Origin of the sequence: Streptomyces sp. NPDC006208, assembly GCF_040613775.1 — a bacterium.
GTDB lineage: Bacteria > Actinomycetota > Actinomycetes > Streptomycetales > Streptomycetaceae > Streptomyces.
The window spans coordinates 71344-91749 of record NZ_JBEXSW010000016.1 but is presented as its reverse complement, the minus strand read 5'-3'; the positions used below and the strand labels follow the sequence as shown (position 1 = coordinate 91749).

Below are 20406 nucleotides of genomic sequence, written 5' to 3'. Positions count from 1 at the left end.
GGTCCCCCGCCGGGGAGCCCGGCGGGGGCCCGGCCCCCTCTGCGGGGCCGGGCAGCGGGCCGTCGCACGGTCGGTGCGGCGCCACGTCCCCGGCGCCGCACCGGGCAAAAGACGGTGCGGCGGCCGATCCCGTGCCCGATCATGGGCGCATGTCTGCCAACCCTCAGGACGCTCTGCCGATCCGGCTCAACGTCGACGACAGCGATTCGCCCTCGGACGTCGTCGACGCGCTGTTCCTCGGCCGCTTCGCGAAGGGCGAGCAGCCGTACTCCCACAGCTCCACCATCGACCGGGTCAAGCCCGGGGCGACCATGCTGCCCGCCGGGGCGACCGTGCTGCGCGCCGCCCGCGACGACGACCGCAGCGCGACGCTCGCGGAGGGCGACGGCTGGACGCTGCTGATCTCGCGCTGGAACCGCGGCGCGGATGTGACCGTCACGGCGGTCAGCGCCGACCTCGCCGAGACGGTGCTCAAGGAGGCGACGGACAACGCGACCGACGAGCCGGAGCCGCAGCCCGAGAACGTCACGATGGGCTTCTGGTACGTCTCGCCGCGCCGCGGCCCGCACCGCACCACCCGGCAGATCGCCGCCGGAACATGGGAGGAGGTGCGGCCCAACTACACGGCGCCGGTCGCCGACGCGATGGACCGGCTGATGAAGGTGACACCGGACGACATCGCGGGCCGGCTTCTGCTGCTCCACGGCCCGCCGGGCACCGGCAAGACCTCGGCGCTGCGGACGCTGGCGCGGTCCTGGCGGGACTGGTGCCAGGTGGACTGCGTCCTGGACCCGGAGCGGCTGTTCAACGACGTCGGCTATCTGATGGACATCGCGATCGGTGAGGACGAGGGGACGTCCAAGGGCCGTTGGCGGCTGCTGCTTCTGGAGGACTGCGACGAGCTGATCCGGGGCGAGGCCCGCCACACCGCGGGCCAGGCGCTGTCGCGGCTGCTCAATCTGACGGACGGCCTCCTCGGCCAGGGCCGTAACGTCCTGGTGGGCATCACGACCAACGAGGACCTGGAACGCCTCCACCCGGCGGTGGTCCGCCCGGGCCGCTGTCTGGCCCGCATCGAGGTGGGCCCGCTGACGCGGCCGGAGGCGATCGCGTGGCTGGGCACGGAAGAGGGCGTGGGCCGCGAAGGCGCCACCCTGGCCGAACTGTTCGCCCTGCGCCGCGGCACGACCCCGGCGTCGGTCCCGACCCAGACGGCGGGCGCGGACGCGGGCCTGTACCTGTAGGGCCCGGCCGGCGTTGCCGGGCTTTCCGCCTCTGGACACGGCCGACGAGGAGGCAAGCTGCTGCCGGGCACCGTAATTCCTTTGCGGGGCCTGGGCGAAGGTCCGTAACGTGGGTCTCCGCCGGGTGGTGCAGCTAGGTAGCACGCTGGGCTCATAACCCAGAAGTCGCGGGTTCAAATCCTGCCCCGGCCACTGAAGGAAGGGCCCGGCGCCGCCAAGGCGCCGGGCCCTTCCCCCCTGCGGGAGCTACCGCGTGTACACGGCTCGTACCGCCTCCTGCGCCGCCGCCAGCGCGGCCGACTGCGGAACGCCCAGCCGCTGGGCGCGCTCGGCGAAAGCCTGGGCAGCCGCTGCCAGTTCGCGGGCCGCGGCGTCGCCCGCCGCTGCGATGAACGTGCCGTTGCGGCCGCGCGTTTCGACCACCCCGTCCGACTCCAGCGCGCGGTACGCCTTGGCCACCGTGTTGGCCGCGAGCCCCAGTTCCTCCGCGAGGCCGCGGACGGTCGGGAGCTTGTGGCCGACAGGCAGCCGGCCCGAGCGCGCCTGGCTCGAGACCTGGGCGCGCAGCTGTTCGTACGGCGCGGTCGCCGAGTCCGTGTCAATGACGATCTTCAAGGTCACGGCCCGATTCTCCCCCACTGCCCGGCGCACCGCCGCAAAATGGGAGGCGGCCGCGCCGGGCCCCCACGTAACGTGCGGCCTCATGACCGTGATCGTCCGTGACTTCCGTGCCCAGGATGCCGACGACGCCCAAGCCGTGGCGCGGGCCCGCCGAGCTTCGATCCCCTTCGAGGTGACGACCCCCGAGTCCCTCCTCTTCGGCGTCCGGACCGCCAACCCCGCCAAGAAGTACCGGCTGTTGGTCGCCGAGCACAACGGCGAGATCGTCGGCACGGCCCATGTGGGCATCGCGTACGACAGCACCGAGCCCGGCCAGTCCTACGCCACCCCCCAGGTCCACCCCGACCATCGCGGCCTCGGCGCGGGATCGCTGCTGCTCCGCACCGCCGAGGAGCATCTGGCGGCCGAAGGCGCGGCGAACGTGTACGCCTGGGTGATGGACAACCCCGAGTCCCGGGCCTTCGCCGAGAAGCGCGGCTACCGGCCGACCCGCCCGGCCCACTTCCAGCATCTTGACCTGGCGAAGGGCACGCTGCCCCCACTGCCGGAGCTGCCCGCAGGCGTCGAGTTGCGTACCGCCGCGGACTTCGAGGCCGATCCACGGCCGATGTACCGGGCCGATGCCGAGGCCACCTCGGACGAGCCCGGCGACATCAGCATGGCCTTCGACGACTACGACGAATGGATCAGCCACACCTGGAACAACCCGCTGCTCGACCGTGTGCTCAGCACGGTCGTGCTGGTGGACGGCAAGGTCGCGGCCTTCACCGCCGCGCAGTCGGACGGCGGCACCCGCTACATGTCCGGCATGACCGGCACTCTGCGCGCCCACCGCGGCCGCGGTCTTGCGAAGCTCGCCAAGACGGACTCGCTGCGGCGCGCCCGCGCGGCGGGCTACACGGACGCGTTCACCAGCAATGACGCCGACAACGGCCCCATGCTGGCCATCAACACATGGTTCGGTTACAAGATCTGCGCGACGGAGGTACGTCATGTCCGCACACTCGTTTGAGGTGGTCCTGCTCAAGGCAGGCCGGACCAAGATCCGCTATGTCGCCGAGCTGCTCACGGACGACGGAACCCATCTGGTGGTCCGCGCGCCGTGGGCGGGCGAGGGTGCACGCGATTTCGGCTTCGTACGCTTCGAGCCGGGCGATGTGTTCACCGAGCACTATTGGCGCGACCGCTGGTACGCGGTGAAGGAAGTCCGCACCGGTGAGGGCACGTTGAAGGGCTGGTACTGCGACGTCACCCGGCCCGCAGTACTCGACGGTGGTGCCTTGTCCGTCGAGGACCTGGACCTCGACCTCTGGGTGTCGGCGGACGGCAAGGAGATCCTGCGCCTGGACGAGGACGAGTTCGCCGAGAGCGGCCTCGCCGACCGCGACCCCGCGGCAGCCGAAGAGGCCCTGTGTGCGCTCGATGAACTCGAACTCCTTGCCCGTCGCGGCGGTTTCACCGAACTCCTCGGCTGATCAGCAGCGCCGTCGCCCCCCAGCCCGGAGCCCGGTCCGGCCGGGCCCGGTCCGGTGCGTATGCGGCCGGTTCGCTCGAGGGCTCAGCGCTGCGGGGCAGGCCGGGCCACCAGCACATACCGCTCGTCGTCCACGGGCCCGCCCCACAGCGCCTGATCGCCCGACAGCCGCTCGTGGTCGACCCGGTCGGCGAGCGGCGTCAGCGCTGCGGTGAGCCGTGCGGCCGGCAGCCCCGTGCCGCCCCACACGCCCTCGACCAGCACCAGCCGCCCGCCGGGCCGCAGCAGCGAGGCCCAGTGCCGCAGAGCCGCCTCGGGATCGGGAAGCAGCCAGACGACATGCCGGGCCAGGACGACGTCGAAGCGGCGATCCCCCACGGGCGGCCGGTCGGCGGACCCTTCCCGTATGTCCGCGTCGGTGCCGGCGAGCTTGGCGCGTGCTCGAGCGACCATCTCCGGCGAGAGGTCGACTCCCGTCACCCGGTGGCCCTGTTCGACGGCGAGCAGCGCAAGGCTGCCCGTACCGCACCCGAGGTCGAGCACATCGGACGGCTGCCGGGGCAGCCACCGCTTCAGCCGTTCCGCCCAGGCCCGGCGGACGGCAGGGTCGAGCAGCCCGTGGTCCGGCTCCTGGTCGAAGGAGTCCGCGGCCCTGTCCCAGTCGATCGTCGTCATGGGTCGATCGTCGCAGCCACCACTGACAACGGGCCGTCTCCGGCGGACTCATGACGCGCATCCGCCCCCGGCCGCATACGGGCCAGGGGCGGACGGCATCACAAGGGCCGGTGGGTCACGACGCCTCCGTACGACGCCGTACGAACAGCCTCTTCAACCAGGGCCAGGCCACCAGGATCACGATCACCGCGTAAACCGTCACCGAGAAGGGCGTGTTGACCAGCCCGGTGACACTGCCGTCACTGATCTGCAGTGCCCGGCGCAGCTGCTGTTCGGCGGCCGGGCCGAGGATCACCCCGATCACCGCGGGCAGCACCGGCAGCCCGTAGCGCCGCATGCCGAACCCGATCAGGCCGATGATCAGCAGGATCACCAGGTCGACCGCCTCGCCGCCGACCGCGTACGCGCCCACCGCGGCGAAGAAGAGGATGCCCGCGTACAGGTACGGCCGCGGGATGCGCAGCAGCTTCGCCCAGACCGGTGCCAGCGGCAGGTTGAGGGCGAGCAGCAGCACCATGCCGACGAACAGCGAGGCGATCAGGCCCCACACCAGGTCGGGTTCGCGCTCGAACAGCAGCGGTCCGGGCTGGATGCCGTACTGCTGGAACGCGGCGAGCATCACGGCCGCCACGGCGGTCGTCGGCAGGCCGAGCGTCAGCATCGAGACGAGCGTGCCCGCTGCGGAGGCCGAAGCCGCCGACTCGGGTCCGGCGACGCCCTCGATGGCTCCCCTGCCGAACTCGTCCTTGTGCTTGGACAGCCGCTTCTCCGTCACGTACGACAGGAAGGTCGGGATCTCCGCGCCGCCGGCCGGGATCGCGCCGAACGGGAAACCGATGACGGGACCGCGCAGCCAGGCCTTCCAGGTGCGCTTCACATCGGATCCGGCGAGCCAGGGCCGGCCGACCGGAATGGCTTCTCCCGCCGTACGGCGCAGATGCGCGGCGACCCACAGCGCCTCGCCGATGGCGAAGAGGCCGACGGCGACGATGACGACGTCGATGCCGTCGGCGAGCTGCAGGGAGCCGAAGGTGAGCCGCTGCTGGCCGGTCATCTGGTCCAGACCGACCAGGCCCAGCGTGAGGCCGATCAGCAGGGAGGCCAGCCCGCGGATGCGGGAGGAGCCGAGCACCGAGGTGACGGCGATGAAGGCCAGCACCATGATCGCGAAGTAGTCGGGTGCGCCGATGTCGACCGCCAGTTCGGCGACGGCAGGGGCGAGAACGACCAGCAGGATCGTGCCGATCATGCCACCGGCGAAGTGGCCGCCGGCCGCCGCGGCGAGCGCCTGTGCGCCGCGGCCCGCTTTGGCCATCGGGTTGCCTTCGATGGCCGCTACGACGGCCGCGCTCTCACCCGGGGTGTTCAGCAGGATCGAGGTGGTGGAGCCGCCGAACATCGCGCCGTAGTAGATGCCGGCGAACATGATGAACGCGCCCGTCGGCTCCAGCCCGTACGTGACCGGCAGCAGCAGCGCCACGGCCATGGCCGGGCCGATGCCGGGCAGTACGCCGATCGCCGTACCCAGCAGCACACCGATCGCGGCCCACAGAAGATTGACGGGGGTGAGCGCCGTGCCGAACCCGTCGAGCAGGGAGTTGAGAGAGTCCATCACTACAGCACTCCCATCAGCGGCCCGCCCGGCAGGGGAACGCCGAGCAGGTTGTTGAAGACGAAGTAGGTGACCAGCGCGAGGACCGCGGCGATCAGCGGGTCGCGGTGCGGATGGCGGCTGCCGAGGGCGAAGGCCGCGCCCCAGAAGAGCAGCGCTCCGGAGACGGGGAAGCCGACCGGGCCGACCAGGACGGCGAAGGCGAGGAAGACGCCGGCGAGCAGGAGCACGGTACGCCAGTCGCTCGGCCCGCCGAGGTCGATGTCCTCGCCGGTCTCGGCCTCGCCCCGGCCGCCGCGCAGCACGTCGACCGCAAGCAGGACGGCCACGAGCAGCAGGCCGGTGCCGACGACGACGGGGACGGTCTTCGGTCCGATCGGTCCGCGCTGGGTGATGTCCACGTCCATGGTCAGGGCGTCGGTGAGGACGAGCGCACCGATGGCGAACAACAGGACGCTCACGCCGAGTTCGGAGTGCTCCCGCAGCCAGACCTGCCAGGGACGGCCGGCCTTGCCCGTCGGTGTGGCGGCGGGGGTGGGGGTTGAAGTGGTCACAGCCCGAGCTCCTTCAGCACCTGGTCGACGTTTCTGTTCTGTTCGTCGAGGAAGTCACCGAACTTCTCGCCGGTGAGGAAGGCGTCGTCCCAGCCGTTCTTCTTCAGGGACTCCTTCCACTGCGGGGAGTCGTGGAGCTGGCGGACGAGGCCGACGAGCTTGTCGCGCTCGGCGTCGGACAGGCCGGGCGGGGCGACGATGCCGCGCCAGTTGGTGAAGTCGGTGTCGAGTCCGGCCTCCCGCAGGGTCGGGGCGTCGAGGCCCGGCACCCGCTCCGGTCCGGTCACGGCCAGCAGCCGCAGCTCTCCGGACTTGATCTGGTCGAGGTACTCGCCCACACCGGAGACACCGAAGGCGACCTTGTTGCCGAGGATGGAGGCGAGCAGTTCGCCGCCGCCGTCGAAGGGGATGTAGTTGACGGACTTCGGCGCGATCCCGGCTGCCTGCGCCATCAGCATGGGCGCGAGATGGTCGGGCCCGCCGGGCGAGGAGCCGCCGCCGACCGGGAGCTTGCCGGGATTCTTCTTCCACGCGGCGAGCAGGTCCTGGATGGTCCTGTACGGGGAGTCCTTGGCGACGACCACGATGTCCTGCTCCTCGGTGAGCCGGGCGATCGGTGTGGTGTCGGCCAGGGTCCTGGGCGATTTGTTGGTGTGCACGGCGCCGACGACGCCGAGGCCCATGGACATGGCGAGCTTGCCGTTGCCGTGCTCGCCGACGAGGCGGGTCAGGCCGACGGTGCCGCCGGCGCCCGGCAGGTTGAAGACCTCGATGCTGCGGGTGAGTCCGGCGTCCTCGGCGTTCTTGGCCGCCGTACGCGCGGTGATGTCGTATCCGCCGCCGGGTGTGTTGGGGACCATGAACCGCAGGCCGGGTATCTGCGTGCCGGCGTCGGCGCCGCTGCCCGCGGTGAGCAACGGCGGCCCGACGAGCACGAGCAATGCCGCCCCGAGCAGGGCGAGGGGAGTGCGCAAACGCACGAGAACGCCTCTCGTTGTGGGAGCTGTGAAGTGGCCCACATGTTGCCTGCGCGTTAAGAAGCTGTCTCTCTTCCGGAATCAACGGACGTTGTGGTCCTTGTGGTCGCGGCCTAGCGTGTCGGCGTGACGCTGAGCTCTGCCGGGGGACGGCCCCCGGACCCCCGAGGTGACTCCCGGTGAACGTCCTGGTGGTGGACGACGACTTCATGGTCGCCAAACTGCACAGCCGCTATGTGTCCGCGACGGAGGGGTTCAGGGTCGTCGGGGTGGCCCACAGCGGCGCGGACGCGCTGCGCGCCGCGGAGCGGCTGCGACCGGATCTCATCCTGCTCGACGTCTATCTGCCCGATATGGACGGGATCAGCGTGCTTCGCGAGCTGCGCGCCGCTGAGGAGCGCGACGGGGACGGCCGGCCGTCGGCCGACGTCCTGTTCATCACGGCCGCGCGGGACGCGGGTACGGTCCGCTCGGCGCTGCGCGCGGGCGCGCTGCACTATCTGATCAAGCCGTTCAACCAGGCGGCGCTGCAGGAGCAGCTTCGCCATGTGGCCTCGCTGCGCACCCGTCTCGACCAGCTGGAGGAGGCGCGCCAGGAGGACGTCGACCGGATCTTCGGCACCCGGCCGCCGGGCTCACGCGAGCTGCCGAAGGGCCTGGCCGCGCACACGGCGGAGCTGGTGGACCGGATCCTGCGGGAGCACGCCGGTGATCTGTCGGCGTCGGAGTGTGCCGAGGCGGGCTCACTGTCACGGGTGAGCGCGCGCCGCTATCTGGAGTACTTCGTGGAAACGGGCCGGGTGAAGGTCACGCTGCGTTACGGCGGCACGGGCCGGCCGGAGCGCCGCTACCGTCTCGTCGGCTGACGCGCGCGCCCGCCGGCCTCTGCCGCCGGCGCATGCGACGCAGCGGGGTCGACGGCGCCCCGCGCGCACCCGACCCCACGGGCTGCCGATCACCGCCCGCGGCTCAGCTCCCATGCCCGGCCGTGCCCGCTGCTATCCCCCCGCGGGCGGCTCGTGCAGACCGAAGGGCGAGCCCTGATCGTCGTGGCAGAGCTGGAACCGGCCGAACCGCGCGACGGTCTCCTCGTCGCCGCCCACATCGATGTCGTCGACGGTGCCACCGAGCTCGCGCACGCGTGCGATCGCCGCCATCATGTCGTCGACCCTGAAGAACAGATACGCCCCGGCACCCGGGTCCCCGCCGTGCACCCCGCCGGGGACATTGGGCGTCCGGATCACATACCCGCTTCCGTCGGTCGCCCCGGCGTCGAAGGTCCAGCCGAAGAGTCCGGAATAGAAGGTGCGGGCCCGCTCGAAGTCGCCCACGCCCAGTTCGAAGAAGGAGATCTCTCCGGCCATCGCGGGCTCCTGCCATCCGTACGGTCACTGCTGCCGGTCCCACGGTACGACCGCGATCACGGCCCTGCATGCGGACCGGAGGACTCCAGCGGTGGGCACCGCCACTGATGGCGTCTCGCACTGGGTGGTCAAGTTCCGCTCATGGCTCCACACCATCGCGGACGACCGCATCCAGCACGTCCTGGATGAACGGCCCGTGAGTACGCCGTCCTTCGACGTCCCTGGCCAGGGGCATGAGAGGGGTAGCGGACAGGGGTAGCGGCAGCGGATCGAGGCCGGTTGAATACCGGAATGCACGAGAGCGACGACGATGCGAGAACCAGCGCCCGGCTGACGACGTTCGGATGCCTGGCAGGGCTCGCCGTTGCTCTCGTCATTCCTGTGGCGGCATTCATCACGGTCTTCTTCTACGGGCTCCCCACCCCGTAACACTGCTCGCGTCAGCACAGCTGGAGAAGAAGTACCGGATGGCTCGAGCACGGACGATGACTCATCTCAACCGCTGATCGGGACCACGCGACGGCCCGAGTCGGGTGCGCTGGATGCCGCTCGCTCCCTCAGTAACGTCCCGCGCACCACATCATGATCCGCCGATCAGCTTCTGCACCTCGGGCGGGAGCTCATTGCCGGAGTACGAAGCCACGAACTTCGCTTCTTCGGGTGTGGCCCCCACTGCGATGGCCACCTTCGGCGACACGCCTTCGACGCTGTAGGCAATCTCCTTGATCGGCGACTCCTCACCCTCGTCCTGGCCGCCGGTGTCATCACAAGGTGGTTGGGTCGCGGTGCCAACCTCCTGGCCGACCGTGAAGTCCACGTTTGCAACATCCTTATAGGTGCGGCCCTGGTAAGTGAACCGAATGGCGCAGGACCCCTCCCCCTCGGCACTGCTGCTGTCCGTGCATGCGACTGCTGACATCATCACGGCGGCCGCCAGTAGCACGCCTGAACATCGTCCGGCCCAGCTCATAGGGGGTGCCCTCTCCAGTAGATGCTCCGGAGACCAAGGACGTCTCCATTGCCGAGCGTCCTGGCCCTCGTCGAGCACAGGAACGAGTGGTAGATGCAGCGAACCTGGTCGTTGAGCTGACGACTGGCCGGACCGGACCGGGTTCGCTGTCAAACCCCTCGTCAAACCCCTCGTCAAATCGTCGGTCACCGGTTGGAATCCTTGTGCTCTCCGACGATCTCATCCATGGTTGCTGCGCCGTCCTCGATGACTGGACGCAACTGCTTCCGGTGGCCCCTCTCCATGGTGCCGCTCCGCCACCGTTCCGGGCCTGGCTCCGCCGGCCACGCGACGAAGCCTTCGTCGGACCGTCGGGCCCGACTGCTCACCGCCGATCGGTACGCCGGCGGAAATTCCCTACCGTGGTGGCCGGGAAGAGCGGAGACTCGTCTCGTGGCTGACATGGGATCGTTCCAGGATGCGGTTACCGCGTGGGCGGCCGGTGGCCCCGGTGACCCCGCGCGCGAGCTGGCCGCGCGGCTGCCCGTCCGGGCAGCCGTCCTGCTCGAAGGGCCGAGCGACGTCGCAGCGGTCAGCGCGCTGGCCGCGAGCCGCGGCCGGAACCTGGCGGCCGAAGGAGTCTGCCTCCTGTCGATGGGCGGTGCGATGAACGTCGGGCGCTTCGCCCGCCTCCTCGGCCCAGCCGGCCTGGGCCTCCGCCTCACGGGACTGTGCGACGAGGCGGAGCGTCGCTACTACGCCCGCGGCTTGGAGCGGGCCGGTGCAGCAGAGCAAGGGTTCTTCGCCTGCGCGGCGGATCTGGAGGACGAGCTCATCCGCGCGCTGGGCGTGACACGGGTGGAGGAGCTCGTCCGGGCGGAGGGCGACCTGCGCGCCCTTCAGACCTTCCTGCGCCAGCCCGCACAGCAGGGTCGCACCTCACAGCAGCAGTTGCGGCGCTTCCTCGGCACGAAGAAGGGGCGCAAGATCCGCTACGGCCGCGTCCTCGTCGAGGCCCTCGACCCCGACGGCGTACCCGCCCCACTCGACGGCCTGCTCACCAGCCTCTGACCGCTGGGCGACGTCAATCTCGGCAGAAGGCGCGGTCAACGCGCCTTCGCAGCTGTTCCGACGACGCCCGCCGGCCATGACGGCAGCGTGCCATGTGCTGCGGTGTCGGGACAGTCCGTGTGCCAGATCGAGCGGTCAACGACGGTCACTCGCAGGCCGTTGCGGCGTTGACACTCGTCCGCAGGATCGGCACCGTCGCGCCCACTGTGACCAGCAAGGACGGGAGTTCCAGGGACGCATCACTGACGGCATGAAGCGGGCCGCGGAGTTCCGGGACTTCACGGAACAGGCCCGCGGCTTCCGCCTCTGGCAGCAGGTCGGGGGACGGCCCTGGCTAACGGGTGCAGTTCCGCTTTCCGCCGGACCGCCCTTCCGAGGTGCACCAGAATTGTGGATGCCGCCGACGCCGCGGCGGCCGGGGCCATCAGCAAGACGGCGTCGTCAACGCAGACGGTTGACCAGCGCGAACGCATCCTCGGTCTTGGGGTGGGTCTGGCCCAGCCGGGTGTGCAGGATCTGGGCACCCCGGCGCGCGAGGTCCGCTGCGGTCGGGTCGCCCAAGTGGTGCAGGACTCGGGCCTGGAACAGCAGGACGTACCCGATGTACAGGTGGTCCGAGGCGTAACTGGCCTCGCGGATCTGCAGCGCCCGCGCGATCAGCGGCACGGCCGTGGCGTGGTCGCCGAGGTCGACGTGGACGTTCGCCAGCGCTACCAGGTCGAAGCTCACGTACGGATCGTGCGGGCCGTACGCCGCCTCGTCGATCCGCAGCGCTCGCTCGGCCAGTGGCCGCGCCGCCTCGTGATCGCCGAGAATGCACAGTATCCGCGCCAGCGTGGCAAGGTCCGTGGCGATGGCGGGACTGTCCGCCGGCAGGCAGGAATCGTGCAGGCGCAGCGCGCGCTCCGCGAGCGGGCGTGCCCTCTCCGGCGCGCCGAGGTCTTGGTGGATCTGCGCCAGGGTGATCAGGTCGAAGCCGACCTCCGCGTCCCGGCCGTCGAGCGACTCGTCGATCGCGAGGGCACGTTCGCACAGGGGCAGCGCGACAGAGCAGTCCCCGATCTGGATGAGGAACTCCGACGCCAGCCTCAGTAGCACCGCAGTCTCCGCGGCGCACTCGGCCGGCGGATCGTCCTTGGTCACCGCGATGACGTGCGGGAGCAGTTCCTGCCATCGCGGCCGCGCATCCGGGTCGGCGTGGATGTCCTGCGGCACGGCCGCGAGCAGCGCACGACACAGCCGGACCCGAGCGTCCGTGTGCACCGCGTCCGGCATCGCGGCCCGGACGGCGGCCTGAACCAGCCGGTGCAGCACGAGGGACGCGTTCCCACGCCTCGCGAGTCCCAGACCGGCCAGGGCGCCGACCGTCGTGTCCCATGCCAGCGGGTCGGCTGCGGGTACGTTCAGCAGGTCGGGGCTGCCGGTGAACAAGTCCAGCGGGATCGGCTCCGGCGCCAGCAGGGCACACAGCTCCAGCAGCCGCACCGCCTGGGGCTGCTCCGCCTCCAGCCTCCGCACACTGAGCTGCCACAGGGTCGCGACCACCACCGCAGGCCGGTCGGTCAGCTCGCCCTGCCCGATCATGTCCTCCAGCCGCGACGTCAGCAGAGACAGGTACTCCTCGGGCGCCGTGTGGTTGTAGTCCATGTACCCGACCGCCTGCTCCAACGCCAGCGGCAGATCCCCCAGTTGTCCGGCGATCCGGTCCGCCACCTCCTCGCTCATGCCGGGCACCCGCCGGATCAGCAGCTCCACCGACTCCCGCCTGGTGAACACGTCCAGGTCGATGACGTCGGCTCTGCTCGACCAGCCGCTCACCCTGGTCGTGACGATGACATGGCCGTTGCCCGCCGGACCGCCCGACGGCAGCGCGTGCGTGAGCGTGCCGGGTTTCTCCCCGTTGTCGAAGATGATCAGCCAGGGCCTGCGATCCTGCAGCTTGCCATACACCCGTGGAATGGCCTGGCCGGAGTTCACCTCCGTCAGCCCCAGCTCGTCGGCCAGCGATACGAACTGCCGCGCCACCAGATCGGGGTGCTCGGCATCCACGAACCCGACGAACCGGTACTTCGACAGGTGGCGGTACGCGTACTCGACCGCGAGCTGGGTCTTGCCGACGCCACCCAGCCCGTGCACGGCCAGCGTCGCGACGTCGTTCATCGAGGTGAGGCGCTGCCGCATCTCCCGCAGTGTGGCGTCACGGCCGGTGAAGTTGGTGTTGCGCGGCGGCAGCCGGTACGCCATGGGCGCGGGCGGGACCTGCGCACGGTCGCGGCGCGGCGCCTGCCACAGTCCGATCAATGCCATGGGTATCAGGACGAGGAGCACCACCCACGGGTGGACCCGCACAAAGTCGAGCGGCCCCGGCCAACGGCTCTGGCCGGACGCCGCGTTGAAGGCAAGACTGCCGACGAACAGCACGAGCAAACCGGCCACCGCGCTGGCCAGTGTTCGCCACATGGCTCCCTCTTCGGTATGACGGTGACCTTCAACGATCAACAGCCAGCGTGATCTTATCCCAGGAGCCGTACGACCCGAGGGGAATCGACCGACGTCAGCGGACCGGCAGCACGGATCCGACGCTGGCCAAAAAGACAGAACCTGGTCGACCGACGCGGCGGCGCCCGCAGTCTCCGCAGCTTCAGATCTACGGCAGACAGCCCCGTTGATCCTGCGAGTCACCCAACGCACCCGCAGGGACAGAACGCTCTTTCAGAAGGGTGCCCAATCACGCCGCGATCTGCCTGAACCCAGCGCCTCTACCCGCTTCTTGACTTCGTCAGCAGCCTGCGGATTCGTGCCGTCGTTCGGCGTGAGCCACGCTCTCCTCCTGCTCAGTGGGTCTCCCCATTGTCCAATCAGCCCGTAAGACAGCCTCGGACCCCCATGGCTGAAGTCACACCTCAGACGGGAAGCAGTCCGGGCACGACCGGGAGCCAACCGGGGCGACACGAGCCGGCTCCCCATGGACGGCCACAGACGATGGAGCCCCGAACCACGTGGTCGGGCGTGTGCGCTCCGCAGTGTTCCTCAGGTCCTCCTTACCGCCTCCTTAAAGGGACCATAAGGATCGCCATCACCCCCTCCCAGCAGGCGATTTCGCCGTCCCGAGCGGCTAGCTTGCAGTTCGCCGGGGCCGGTTCGAGCAGTCGGCGCCGCAGTCCTGGGGAGGGTCGCGCCGCCCGCCTCGAACCGGGCTCCCTCTCCCCCTCTCTGCCGCTTTGAAGGAGAACGTCACCATGACCGCTCGCCGTAAGGCCTTCACGGTCGCCGCACTCGGACTCGCGCCGCTCGCGCTGGCCGGGCTGGCCACCGCGCCGGCGTCCGCACACGGTTCGATGACGGACCCGGTCAGCCGGGTGTCCGCCTGCTTCGCCGAGGGGCCGGAGAACCCGAGGTCGGCGGCGTGCAAGGCGGCGATCGCGGCCGGCGGTACGCAGGCCTTCTACGACTGGAACGAAGTCAACATCGCCAACGCCGCAGGGAACCACCAGCAGTTGATCCCGGACGGCAAGCTGTGCAGCGCCGGGCGGGACAAGTACAAGGGGCTCGATCTGCCGCGCGCCGACTGGCCGTCCTCGCCGATGAGCGCCGGCAACCGTACCTTCACGTACAAGGCGACCGCACCTCACAAGGGGTCCTTCGAGCTGTACCTGACCAAGGACGGCTACGACCCGGCCAAGCCGCTGACGTGGTCGGATCTGGAGGAGAAGCCGTTCGCCAAGGTGACGGACCCCAAGCTGGAGAACGGGGCCTACGTCTTCAACGGCATCGTGCCCAAGAAGTCCGGCCGCCATCTCATCTACTCCATCTGGCAGCGCTCGGACTCGCCCGAGGCCTTCTACACCTGCTCCGACGTGGTCTTCGGCAAGGACAACGGGGGTGGCGCGCCCGCGCCGACCGCCTCCGCGCCCACCGAGGAGGAGATCGAGGAGGGCGCCGAGCAGTCCACGGTCGACCACGAGGGCCACGGTGGCGACGGTCCCGACGACGGCAACGGCGCAGGCAGCGGCAAGGACGACGCGGCACAGGGCGGCGAGGGCGGCGGCAACGCGCCCGAGGCGAACGCCGCCGCCGAGCCCGCCGAGGCCGATGGCGCCGGGGCCGGCTCCGCTCCCGCGGCGGGCAGCGACAACCTCGCCAAGACGGGCGGCGACAGCAGCACGCCGTACCTCGCGGTCGGCGGCGCGGCCGCGCTGGCGATCGGAGCTGCGGCGCTGTTCGGCACGGCGCGTCGCAGGGCCGTATCGGCGGGCGGCGGCCGGCACGCCCGCTGATGTCGCACACTGCACAAGGGACTGCCGTCCGCTCCGGGGGGAGCGGACGGCAGTCCCGTCCGTCACCCGTCAGCCGAAGACGGATGCGCACGTGGTGCGCTTGGCGTTCGCCGGGTCGAGGGCGTTGGCCACCTCGTGGTAGGCGATCAGGTCGAAGACGCCGATCGCGAGGTGCTCGGACAGGTCGATCGGGCACAGGTCCTGGAGCAGGACGTTGTGCACGTTCGCCCCGTTCAGATACTGCGAGCGGAACGGTGTGACCACCTCGTCGTAGCGGGTGGCGATGACGGTGTAGCGCACGCCCGGCACGGTGTCGCCGCCTTCGTTGAGTCTGGTCATGAAGGCGGAGCCGGACATCTGATCGGCGAGTCCGGGGGTGTGGGTGCTGATCAGGTCCTCCGCGCCGGGGAAGTACGGCAGCAGCTCGGTGAACCCGTTGAGCGTCGTGCCGTGGTTGTTCGGCGCGAGGCCGACCAGGGCGTTCACCTTGGACGCGCCACCCAGGAACTTGAGGTAGTAGCGCGGCATCATGCCGCCCTGGGAGTGGCCGACGATGTCGGTCTTGGCCGCGCCGGTCGAGGCGAGCACCTTGTCGACGAACGCTTTGAGCTGTTCTGCCGACTTGTCGATAGGGCCGAGGCCGTGGAAGAAGGGCACGTTGGGGAGCTGTCCGTAGTCGAGAGAGAAGACGCAATAGCCGCGCTTCACCAGATACGGGGCGAGTACGAGCCAGTTGTCGATGGAGTTCCCGAGCGTTCCGTGTACAAGAACCACAGGGCGCGGGTGGGCGGTGGAGGGCTTGCAGGAGTAGTCGTTCCAGCCACTGCTGGGGGCGGCAGCGGTGGAAGCGGCGGTGGTGGTGGTCGCGGTGGCGGTGGCGGCCGGGGTGACAGCGAGGGCTACGGCCAGCAGCAGGGCTGACAAAGGCCGGAGCGCACGTTTCCAGGGCAGCATCGATCGGTCTCCTTGCGGCTCAAGGGAGTTGCGATGGCTGGATTCGCACATAGATTTGCTGTGCTCACGACAACCTACGGTCGAGTAACCTGCCTTGGGAAGTTACGCGTCGGTAAAGAATTGACTTTTCGTCAATAGCAACAAGGACATCACCGGATGCCGGGCTTCCGGACAGGGACCCGCTTCCCCCGCTCTTTACGCCGCGAGCGATCCCGGCACGATCGCCCGCGGCCCGAACCGTGCCCGCGCCCGGTCCGCCACCGCCTCGATCCGGCGTGCCCGCTCGTCCGCCGGGTCGAACGTCAGCTGCCGGGCGGCCTGTTCGGCGTGCGTCAGCCCTTCGGCGCGCAGTGCGAGGCTCCGCACCCGGGCCCGCTGCAGACCCAGCGACCCATGGAGCGCGTACGCCGCGTCGGTGAGCGCCACGGAGTGGGCGGTCGGCTCGCGCAGTGCACGGGTGCGGATGGTCGTGGACCGGTCGGCGTAGCGCACGGTGAGGGTCAGCGACCGGCACACCTGGCGCTCACCGCGCATCCGGGAGCCCAGCTCCCCGGCGAGCGAGAGCAGCGCCCTGCGATGGTGCACCTGGTCCAACTCGTCGTGAGAGAACGCTCGTTGGGCGGCGATCGAGGCGGAGACGGCGTTCGGGACGACCGTCGTGCGGTCAATGCCGCGAGCCCGCTCCCACACCTCGCGCCCGGCCCGCGCGCCGATGATCCGCTGGAGCACGGCGAGCGGCGCGGCGGCCACGCGGCCGGCGGAGTCGAGACCGTAGTCGCACAGGGTGCGGGCCGTCGCCCGGCCCACCCCGTCCAGCGCGGCGACCGGCTTGTCGGCCAGGAATCCGACGGCCTCGTCCTCCGTCACCACCATGGTCGTACCGGGCTCGGCGGCCCGGGCCGCCATCCTGGCCAGCATCGGCCCCGGACCGGCCCCGACCACACAGTCCACGCCGCAGTGCGCGAGCGCCCGCACCCGCAGCAGCGAGGCGAGTTGGGCCGCGTCCCGCCCGAAGTACCGTTCGGCGCCCCGGACGTCGATGAGCGCGGCGTCGGGCGGCAGCGCCTGCACGACGGGGCTGATGCCCTCGGCAAGACCGAGCAGCGCGGGCAGCAGCGTCTCGGCCCCGCCTGCCGCGGACCCGGGCGGCGGAAGCAGAAAGCGTACGCAGAGGATCATCCGGCGCTCCCTGGACTCTGGTGCCACAACTTCCTTCCGGTGGCGGCCTTTTCACCCGGCGGCTGCAGATCCGCCCAGGGGTTGAGCTGGTAGCCCGTGGGCAGTTCGATACGGCGGCCGCTGTCGGACGATGCCTCCGGTTCCGGCTCCGGGGCCGCCAGCCGGGCCGCGACCGCGTCGAGTCCGCCCGTACGCCGCAGCTCCACCAGCTCCGCCAGGTTCCAGGCCGCCGCACCGACCACGCTGAGGCTGCGCGGTCCGCGCCGCTGCACCACCCCGCGTACCAGCAGCAGCCAGGAGTGGAAGACGGTGTGGGCGCACGCGGCGTGGCTGTCGTCGAAGAAGGCCAGGTCGACCAGTCCGGTGCCGTCGTCGAGGGTGGTGAAGATGACCCGCCTGCCGGACCGGATCGGCGGTGTCTGAGTGGCCGCCTTCGCGCCCGCGACCAGCACCGTCTGCCCGTGCGGGGCCGCGCGCAGCCGCTGGGCGCAGACCACTCCCAGCTCGGCCAGGAAGGCGTGGTGATCCCCCATCAGATGACGGGAGGCGTCCATGCCGAGGACACCCAGCTCGGCGCTGAGGCGTTCCGTGTCCCCCAGGTCGGGCAGTCCGACCGGAGCCGTTTTCCGTCCGTCGCCCAGAGGGAGCTGGCTTCCGTACGCGCCCGCACCCCGCCGGCCGCGGTGGAGTTCGGTCAGGTGCAGCATCAGATCGCGGCGGTTCGCGCCGAAGGCGTCGAGCGCGCCGACCTGGGCGAGCCGTTCGGCGACGGGCCGGCCGGGGTGAGCCCGCTCCCAGAAGTCCCGCAGCGAGGAGTAGGGCTGCCCGGCCTCGATCCGCGCCGCCTCGGCCTCGCTGATGCCATGGACGTCCGCGAGCGCGAGCCGCAGTCCCCAGACATCCCGGCCACCATCGGACACCAGTTCGATTCGATGGGCGACCGCCGACCGGTTCACATCCAGCGGCAGCACCGGAACCCCGCGCCGCCGCGCGTCCGCCAGCAGCAGTCGCTTGGGATACATCCCGGGGTCGTGGGTGAGCAGTCCTGCGTAGAAGGCCGCCGGGTGGTGCGCCTTGAGCCACGCCGACTGATAGGTCGGCACGGCGAAGGCCACCGCGTGCGCCTTGCAGAAGCCGTACGACCCGAAGGCCGCGATGATCTCCCAGGCGCGGGCGATCACTTCGGGCGTGTACCCCCTCGCCTCCGCATGCTGCGCGAACCAGACCTTGATCTTCCCCTGCGACTCGGAGTCGGAGAGTCCGCGCCGCACCCGGTCGGCCTCGTCCCGGCCGCAGCCGGTCATGAGGTTCACCATCTCGATGATCTGCTCGTGGAAGACGACCACCCCGTACGTCTCCTTCAGCGGTCCCTCCAGATCCGGGTGCGGAAAGCGGATCGGCGCACGTCCGTGCCGGGCCTCGATGAAGGGGCGCACCATGTCGGCCGCGACCGGACCCGGCCGGAACAGCGAGATGTCGACGACCAGATCGTGGAAGGTCTCCGGCTGCAGGCGTCCGACCAGATCACGCTGGCCCGGCGACTCGATCTGGAAACAGCCCAGCGTCTCGGTCGACTTGATGAGCGCGTACGTGTCCGGGTCGCCCGGCGGCACCTGAGCGGGGTCGTCGAGGTCCACCTCCCGGCCCGTCGCCCGTCGCACCTCGGCGACCGCATGCGCCATCGCCGACTGCATCCGCACCCCCAGGACGTCCAGTTTGAGCAGCCCGAGCTCCTCCACGTCGTCCTTGTCGAACTGCGACATGGGCAGGCTCTCGCCGCTGGTGGGCACCACCGGGGTACGGGTGAGCAGCGAGGCGTCGGAGAGCAGCACTCCGCACGGGTGCATGGCGACGCCGCGGGGCAGTGCGTCCAGCGACTCGACCAGATCCCACAGCCTCCCGTGGCCCTTCAGCTCCTTTGCCACATCCCGCAGTTCGGGCAGCTCCTCCAGCGCGGCGCGGGCGTCGCGGGCCCTGATGTGCGGGAAGGACTTGGCGATCCGGTCGATGTCGGCGGGGTCCATGGACAGCGCCGCGCCCACGTCCCGTACCGCATGGCGCACCCGGTAGGTCTCCGGCATGGCGACGGTCGCCACCCGCTCCTCGCCGAAGCGGCCGATGATCGCGCGGTAGACCTCGATCCGGCGGGCGGACTCCACATCGATGTCGATGTCGGGCAGTACGTGCCGCCGCTTGGACAGGAAGCGTTCCATCAGCAGCCCGTGCTCGACCGGATCGGCGTGAGCGATACCGAGGAGATGGTTGACCAGGGAACCCGCCCCGGAGCCACGCGCCGCGACCCGGATGCCCATCTTCCGGGTGTCGTCGACGACTTGGGCGACCGTCAGGAAGTAGGAGGCGAAGCCGTGGTGGGCGATGATGTCCAGCTCGTGGTGCATCCGCTCCCAGTAGGCGCGCCGGCCGTCGTAACCGCGCAGCACCATTCCGGCGGCGGCCCGGGAGGCCAGCACCCGCTGGGCGCTGCGGTGCTCCGCGCCGACGAGGTACGGCTCAGGGAAGTGGACGGCGCCGATCCCTAGATCGTCCTCGGGATCGACCAGACATGCGGCGGCGGTCTCCTCCGTCATGGTGAGCAGCCGGTGCGCGGTGTCGCGCCGCAGGCCCGCGGCCTGGGCGACCCGGTCGGCGAGATGAGCCATCGCGGCCGGGTCCTTGAGCCAGCGCTCGCCGCTGTCGAGTCCCTTGCGCGGGTCGACGGGGACGAGCCGGCGGGCCGCGTCGAGGACATCGGCGACCGGGCCCTGCCCGGCGTCGGCATACCGGACGGCGTTGGTCAGCACGGCCCGTACACCCTGCTCTGCGGCGAGGCCGAGGGTACGGGCGGCATGCCGCAGCGAGCCGGGGCCGGTGCCCTCGCGGCCGTGGTGCACGACCTCCAGGCACAGCCGGTCGCCGTACCTCTCCCGCCACGGCGCGAGCAGCTTCGCCGCACGGTCGGGCCGGCCCGCGGTCAGCGCCCGGCCGACCTCGGACGACGGGCCGAGCAGCACGCTCAGCCCGTCGCCGTGATTGTCGGACCAGGGCAGCAGCGGGCTGCCGTCGTCCGCGGCATGGGCGGCGGTGATCATCCGGCACAGCTCGGCCCAGCCCTGGCGGGAGCGGGCGAGAAAGACGGTACGGGGCGCGGATTCGTCGATGAACGCCCCGCCGCGCACCGGAGTGCGCCGCCGCTCGGCGGGCCCCTCCTGGTGCGTACGCCCCGCCACCGCGAGGTCCACCCCGAACAGCGGCCGTACCCCGATGCCCTCCCTGGCGCAGGCCTTGGCGAAGCGGACCGCGCCCGCGAGGGTGTCGCGGTCGGTCAGCGCGAGGGCGTCCATGCCCCGCTCGGCGGCGCGCTCGGCAAGCCGCTCCGGGTGGGACGCCCCGTACCGCAGGGAGAACCCGGACACGGTGTGCAGATGCGTGAACCCGGGCACCCGCACCTCCTGGAT

17 protein-coding genes, 1 tRNA gene and 1 pseudogene are annotated in these 20406 nt (G+C 70.7%); 8 read left to right on the top strand and 11 right to left on the bottom strand.

From position 1 onward, the window contains the following. Positions 1–149 precede the first annotated feature (149 nt). Both ABZ208_RS15500 and ABZ208_RS15495 read left to right on the top strand, forming a co-directional pair. Positions 150–1244 carry a DUF5925 domain-containing protein gene (locus ABZ208_RS15500; protein WP_356909986.1) on the top strand — a complete coding sequence of 365 codons (1095 nt, stop codon included), beginning with the start codon at positions 150–152 and terminating at the stop codon, positions 1242–1244. Between the two features lie 118 nt (positions 1245–1362). Continuing rightward, positions 1363–1436, top strand: a tRNA-Met gene (locus ABZ208_RS15495). 54 nt (positions 1437–1490) lie between these two features. Here ABZ208_RS15495 and ABZ208_RS15490 read toward each other — a convergent pair. After that, positions 1491–1865, bottom strand: coding sequence for a GntR family transcriptional regulator (locus ABZ208_RS15490; RefSeq protein WP_356909985.1), 375 nt, complete (start codon positions 1863–1865; stop codon positions 1491–1493). Between the two features lie 82 nt (positions 1866–1947). Between ABZ208_RS15490 and ABZ208_RS15485 the strand changes: the two genes are divergently transcribed. Together ABZ208_RS15485 and ABZ208_RS15480 are read left to right on the top strand one after the other, a co-directional pair. Then, positions 1948–2877 carry a GNAT family N-acetyltransferase gene (locus ABZ208_RS15485; protein ID WP_356909984.1) on the top strand — a complete coding sequence of 310 codons (930 nt, stop codon included), beginning with the start codon at positions 1948–1950 and terminating at the stop codon, positions 2875–2877. Further along, positions 2858–3340, top strand: coding sequence for a DUF402 domain-containing protein (locus ABZ208_RS15480; protein ID WP_356909983.1), 483 nt, complete (start codon positions 2858–2860; stop codon positions 3338–3340). Before ABZ208_RS15485 ends, ABZ208_RS15480 begins: the two co-directional genes overlap by 20 nt. Positions 3341–3441: 101 nt before the next feature. Here ABZ208_RS15480 and ABZ208_RS15475 read toward each other — a convergent pair. From ABZ208_RS15475 to ABZ208_RS15460, 4 genes and pseudogenes are all read right to left on the bottom strand, one after another. Continuing rightward, a pseudogene (locus tag ABZ208_RS15475) lies at positions 3442–4014 on the bottom strand (class I SAM-dependent methyltransferase); the annotation flags it as partial. A 115-nt stretch (positions 4015–4129) separates the two neighbouring features. Further along, on the bottom strand, positions 4130–5626 hold the full coding sequence (locus ABZ208_RS15470) for a tripartite tricarboxylate transporter permease (RefSeq protein WP_356909982.1): 1497 nt from the start codon (positions 5624–5626) through the stop codon (positions 4130–4132). 2 nt (positions 5627–5628) lie between these two features. Further along, on the bottom strand, positions 5629–6111 hold the full coding sequence (locus ABZ208_RS15465) for a tripartite tricarboxylate transporter TctB family protein (RefSeq protein WP_356910060.1): 483 nt from the start codon (positions 6109–6111) through the stop codon (positions 5629–5631). Positions 6112–6176: 65 nt separating this feature from the next. Then, positions 6177–7160 carry a tripartite tricarboxylate transporter substrate binding protein gene (locus ABZ208_RS15460; protein WP_356909981.1) on the bottom strand — a complete coding sequence of 328 codons (984 nt, stop codon included), beginning with the start codon at positions 7158–7160 and terminating at the stop codon, positions 6177–6179. 176 nt (positions 7161–7336) lie between these two features. Between ABZ208_RS15460 and ABZ208_RS15455 the strand changes: the two genes are divergently transcribed. Beyond that, positions 7337–8023, top strand: a complete 687-nt coding sequence (locus tag ABZ208_RS15455) for a response regulator (protein ID WP_356909980.1) — start codon at positions 7337–7339, stop codon at positions 8021–8023. 132 nt (positions 8024–8155) lie between these two features. On the opposite strand, the gene ABZ208_RS15450 is transcribed toward ABZ208_RS15455, so the two are convergent. Continuing rightward, complete coding sequence (locus tag ABZ208_RS15450; protein WP_356909979.1) at positions 8156–8521, bottom strand: VOC family protein; 366 nt, start codon at positions 8519–8521, stop codon at positions 8156–8158. Between the two features lie 291 nt (positions 8522–8812). Here ABZ208_RS15450 and ABZ208_RS15445 point away from each other — a divergent pair, with 291 nt between their 5' ends. Then, entirely contained in the window at positions 8813–8950 is a 138-nt protein-coding gene (locus ABZ208_RS15445) for a hypothetical protein (protein WP_356909978.1), read from the top strand. Positions 8951–9101: 151 nt separating this feature from the next. Here ABZ208_RS15445 and ABZ208_RS15440 read toward each other — a convergent pair whose 3' ends face one another. After that, positions 9102–9440, bottom strand: a complete 339-nt coding sequence (locus tag ABZ208_RS15440) for a DUF6281 family protein (protein ID WP_356910059.1) — start codon at positions 9438–9440, stop codon at positions 9102–9104. Positions 9441–9923: 483 nt separating this feature from the next. Here ABZ208_RS15440 and ABZ208_RS15435 point away from each other — a divergent pair, with 483 nt between their 5' ends. Then, entirely contained in the window at positions 9924–10541 is a 618-nt protein-coding gene (locus ABZ208_RS15435) for a TOPRIM nucleotidyl transferase/hydrolase domain-containing protein (RefSeq protein ID WP_356909977.1), read from the top strand. 441 nt (positions 10542–10982) lie between these two features. On the opposite strand, the gene fxsT is transcribed toward ABZ208_RS15435, so the two are convergent. Further along, positions 10983–13001: an FxSxx-COOH system tetratricopeptide repeat protein gene (gene fxsT, locus ABZ208_RS15430; protein ID WP_356909976.1), complete on the bottom strand. Its 2019-nt coding sequence runs from the start codon at positions 12999–13001 to the stop codon at positions 10983–10985. A 779-nt stretch (positions 13002–13780) separates the two neighbouring features. Here fxsT and ABZ208_RS15425 point away from each other — a divergent pair. After that, positions 13781–14818 carry a lytic polysaccharide monooxygenase gene (locus ABZ208_RS15425; RefSeq protein ID WP_356909975.1) on the top strand — a complete coding sequence of 346 codons (1038 nt, stop codon included), beginning with the start codon at positions 13781–13783 and terminating at the stop codon, positions 14816–14818. A 69-nt stretch (positions 14819–14887) separates the two neighbouring features. On the opposite strand, the gene ABZ208_RS15420 is transcribed toward ABZ208_RS15425, so the two are convergent. From ABZ208_RS15420 to ABZ208_RS15410, 3 genes are all read right to left on the bottom strand, one after another. Next, entirely contained in the window at positions 14888–15772 is an 885-nt protein-coding gene (locus tag ABZ208_RS15420) for an alpha/beta fold hydrolase (protein ID WP_356909974.1), read from the bottom strand. Positions 15773–15967: 195 nt separating this feature from the next. Further along, positions 15968–16951: a hypothetical protein gene (locus ABZ208_RS15415; RefSeq protein WP_356909973.1), complete on the bottom strand. Its 984-nt coding sequence runs from the start codon at positions 16949–16951 to the stop codon at positions 15968–15970. Then, positions 16948–20391, bottom strand: coding sequence for a DNA polymerase III subunit alpha (locus ABZ208_RS15410; RefSeq protein ID WP_356909972.1), 3444 nt, complete (start codon positions 20389–20391; stop codon positions 16948–16950). The genes ABZ208_RS15415 and ABZ208_RS15410 overlap by 4 nt, the downstream gene beginning before the upstream one ends. Between the last annotated feature and the right edge of the window lie 15 nt (positions 20392–20406).

What these genes read in the sequence shown, in the direction of transcription:
- ABZ208_RS15420 (WP_356909974.1), bottom strand. Translation starts at nt 15,772, where the DNA reads ATGCTGCCCTGGAAACGTGCGCTCCGGCCTTTGTCAGCCCTGCTGCTG.
- ABZ208_RS15480 (WP_356909983.1), top strand. Translation starts at nt 2,858, where the DNA reads ATGTCCGCACACTCGTTTGAGGTGGTCCTGCTCAAGGCAGGCCGGACC.
- ABZ208_RS15500 (WP_356909986.1), top strand. Translation starts at nt 150, where the DNA reads ATGTCTGCCAACCCTCAGGACGCTCTGCCGATCCGGCTCAACGTCGAC.
- ABZ208_RS15485 (WP_356909984.1), top strand. Translation starts at nt 1,948, where the DNA reads ATGACCGTGATCGTCCGTGACTTCCGTGCCCAGGATGCCGACGACGCC.
- ABZ208_RS15445 (WP_356909978.1), top strand. Translation starts at nt 8,813, where the DNA reads ATGCACGAGAGCGACGACGATGCGAGAACCAGCGCCCGGCTGACGACG.
- ABZ208_RS15450 (WP_356909979.1), bottom strand. Translation starts at nt 8,521, where the DNA reads ATGGCCGGAGAGATCTCCTTCTTCGAACTGGGCGTGGGCGACTTCGAG.
- ABZ208_RS15415 (WP_356909973.1), bottom strand. Translation starts at nt 16,951, where the DNA reads ATGATCCTCTGCGTACGCTTTCTGCTTCCGCCGCCCGGGTCCGCGGCA.
- ABZ208_RS15425 (WP_356909975.1), top strand. Translation starts at nt 13,781, where the DNA reads ATGACCGCTCGCCGTAAGGCCTTCACGGTCGCCGCACTCGGACTCGCG.
- fxsT (WP_356909976.1), bottom strand. Translation starts at nt 13,001, where the DNA reads ATGTGGCGAACACTGGCCAGCGCGGTGGCCGGTTTGCTCGTGCTGTTC.
- ABZ208_RS15470 (WP_356909982.1), bottom strand. Translation starts at nt 5,626, where the DNA reads ATGGACTCTCTCAACTCCCTGCTCGACGGGTTCGGCACGGCGCTCACC.
- ABZ208_RS15440 (WP_356910059.1), bottom strand. Translation starts at nt 9,440, where the DNA reads ATGTCAGCAGTCGCATGCACGGACAGCAGCAGTGCCGAGGGGGAGGGG.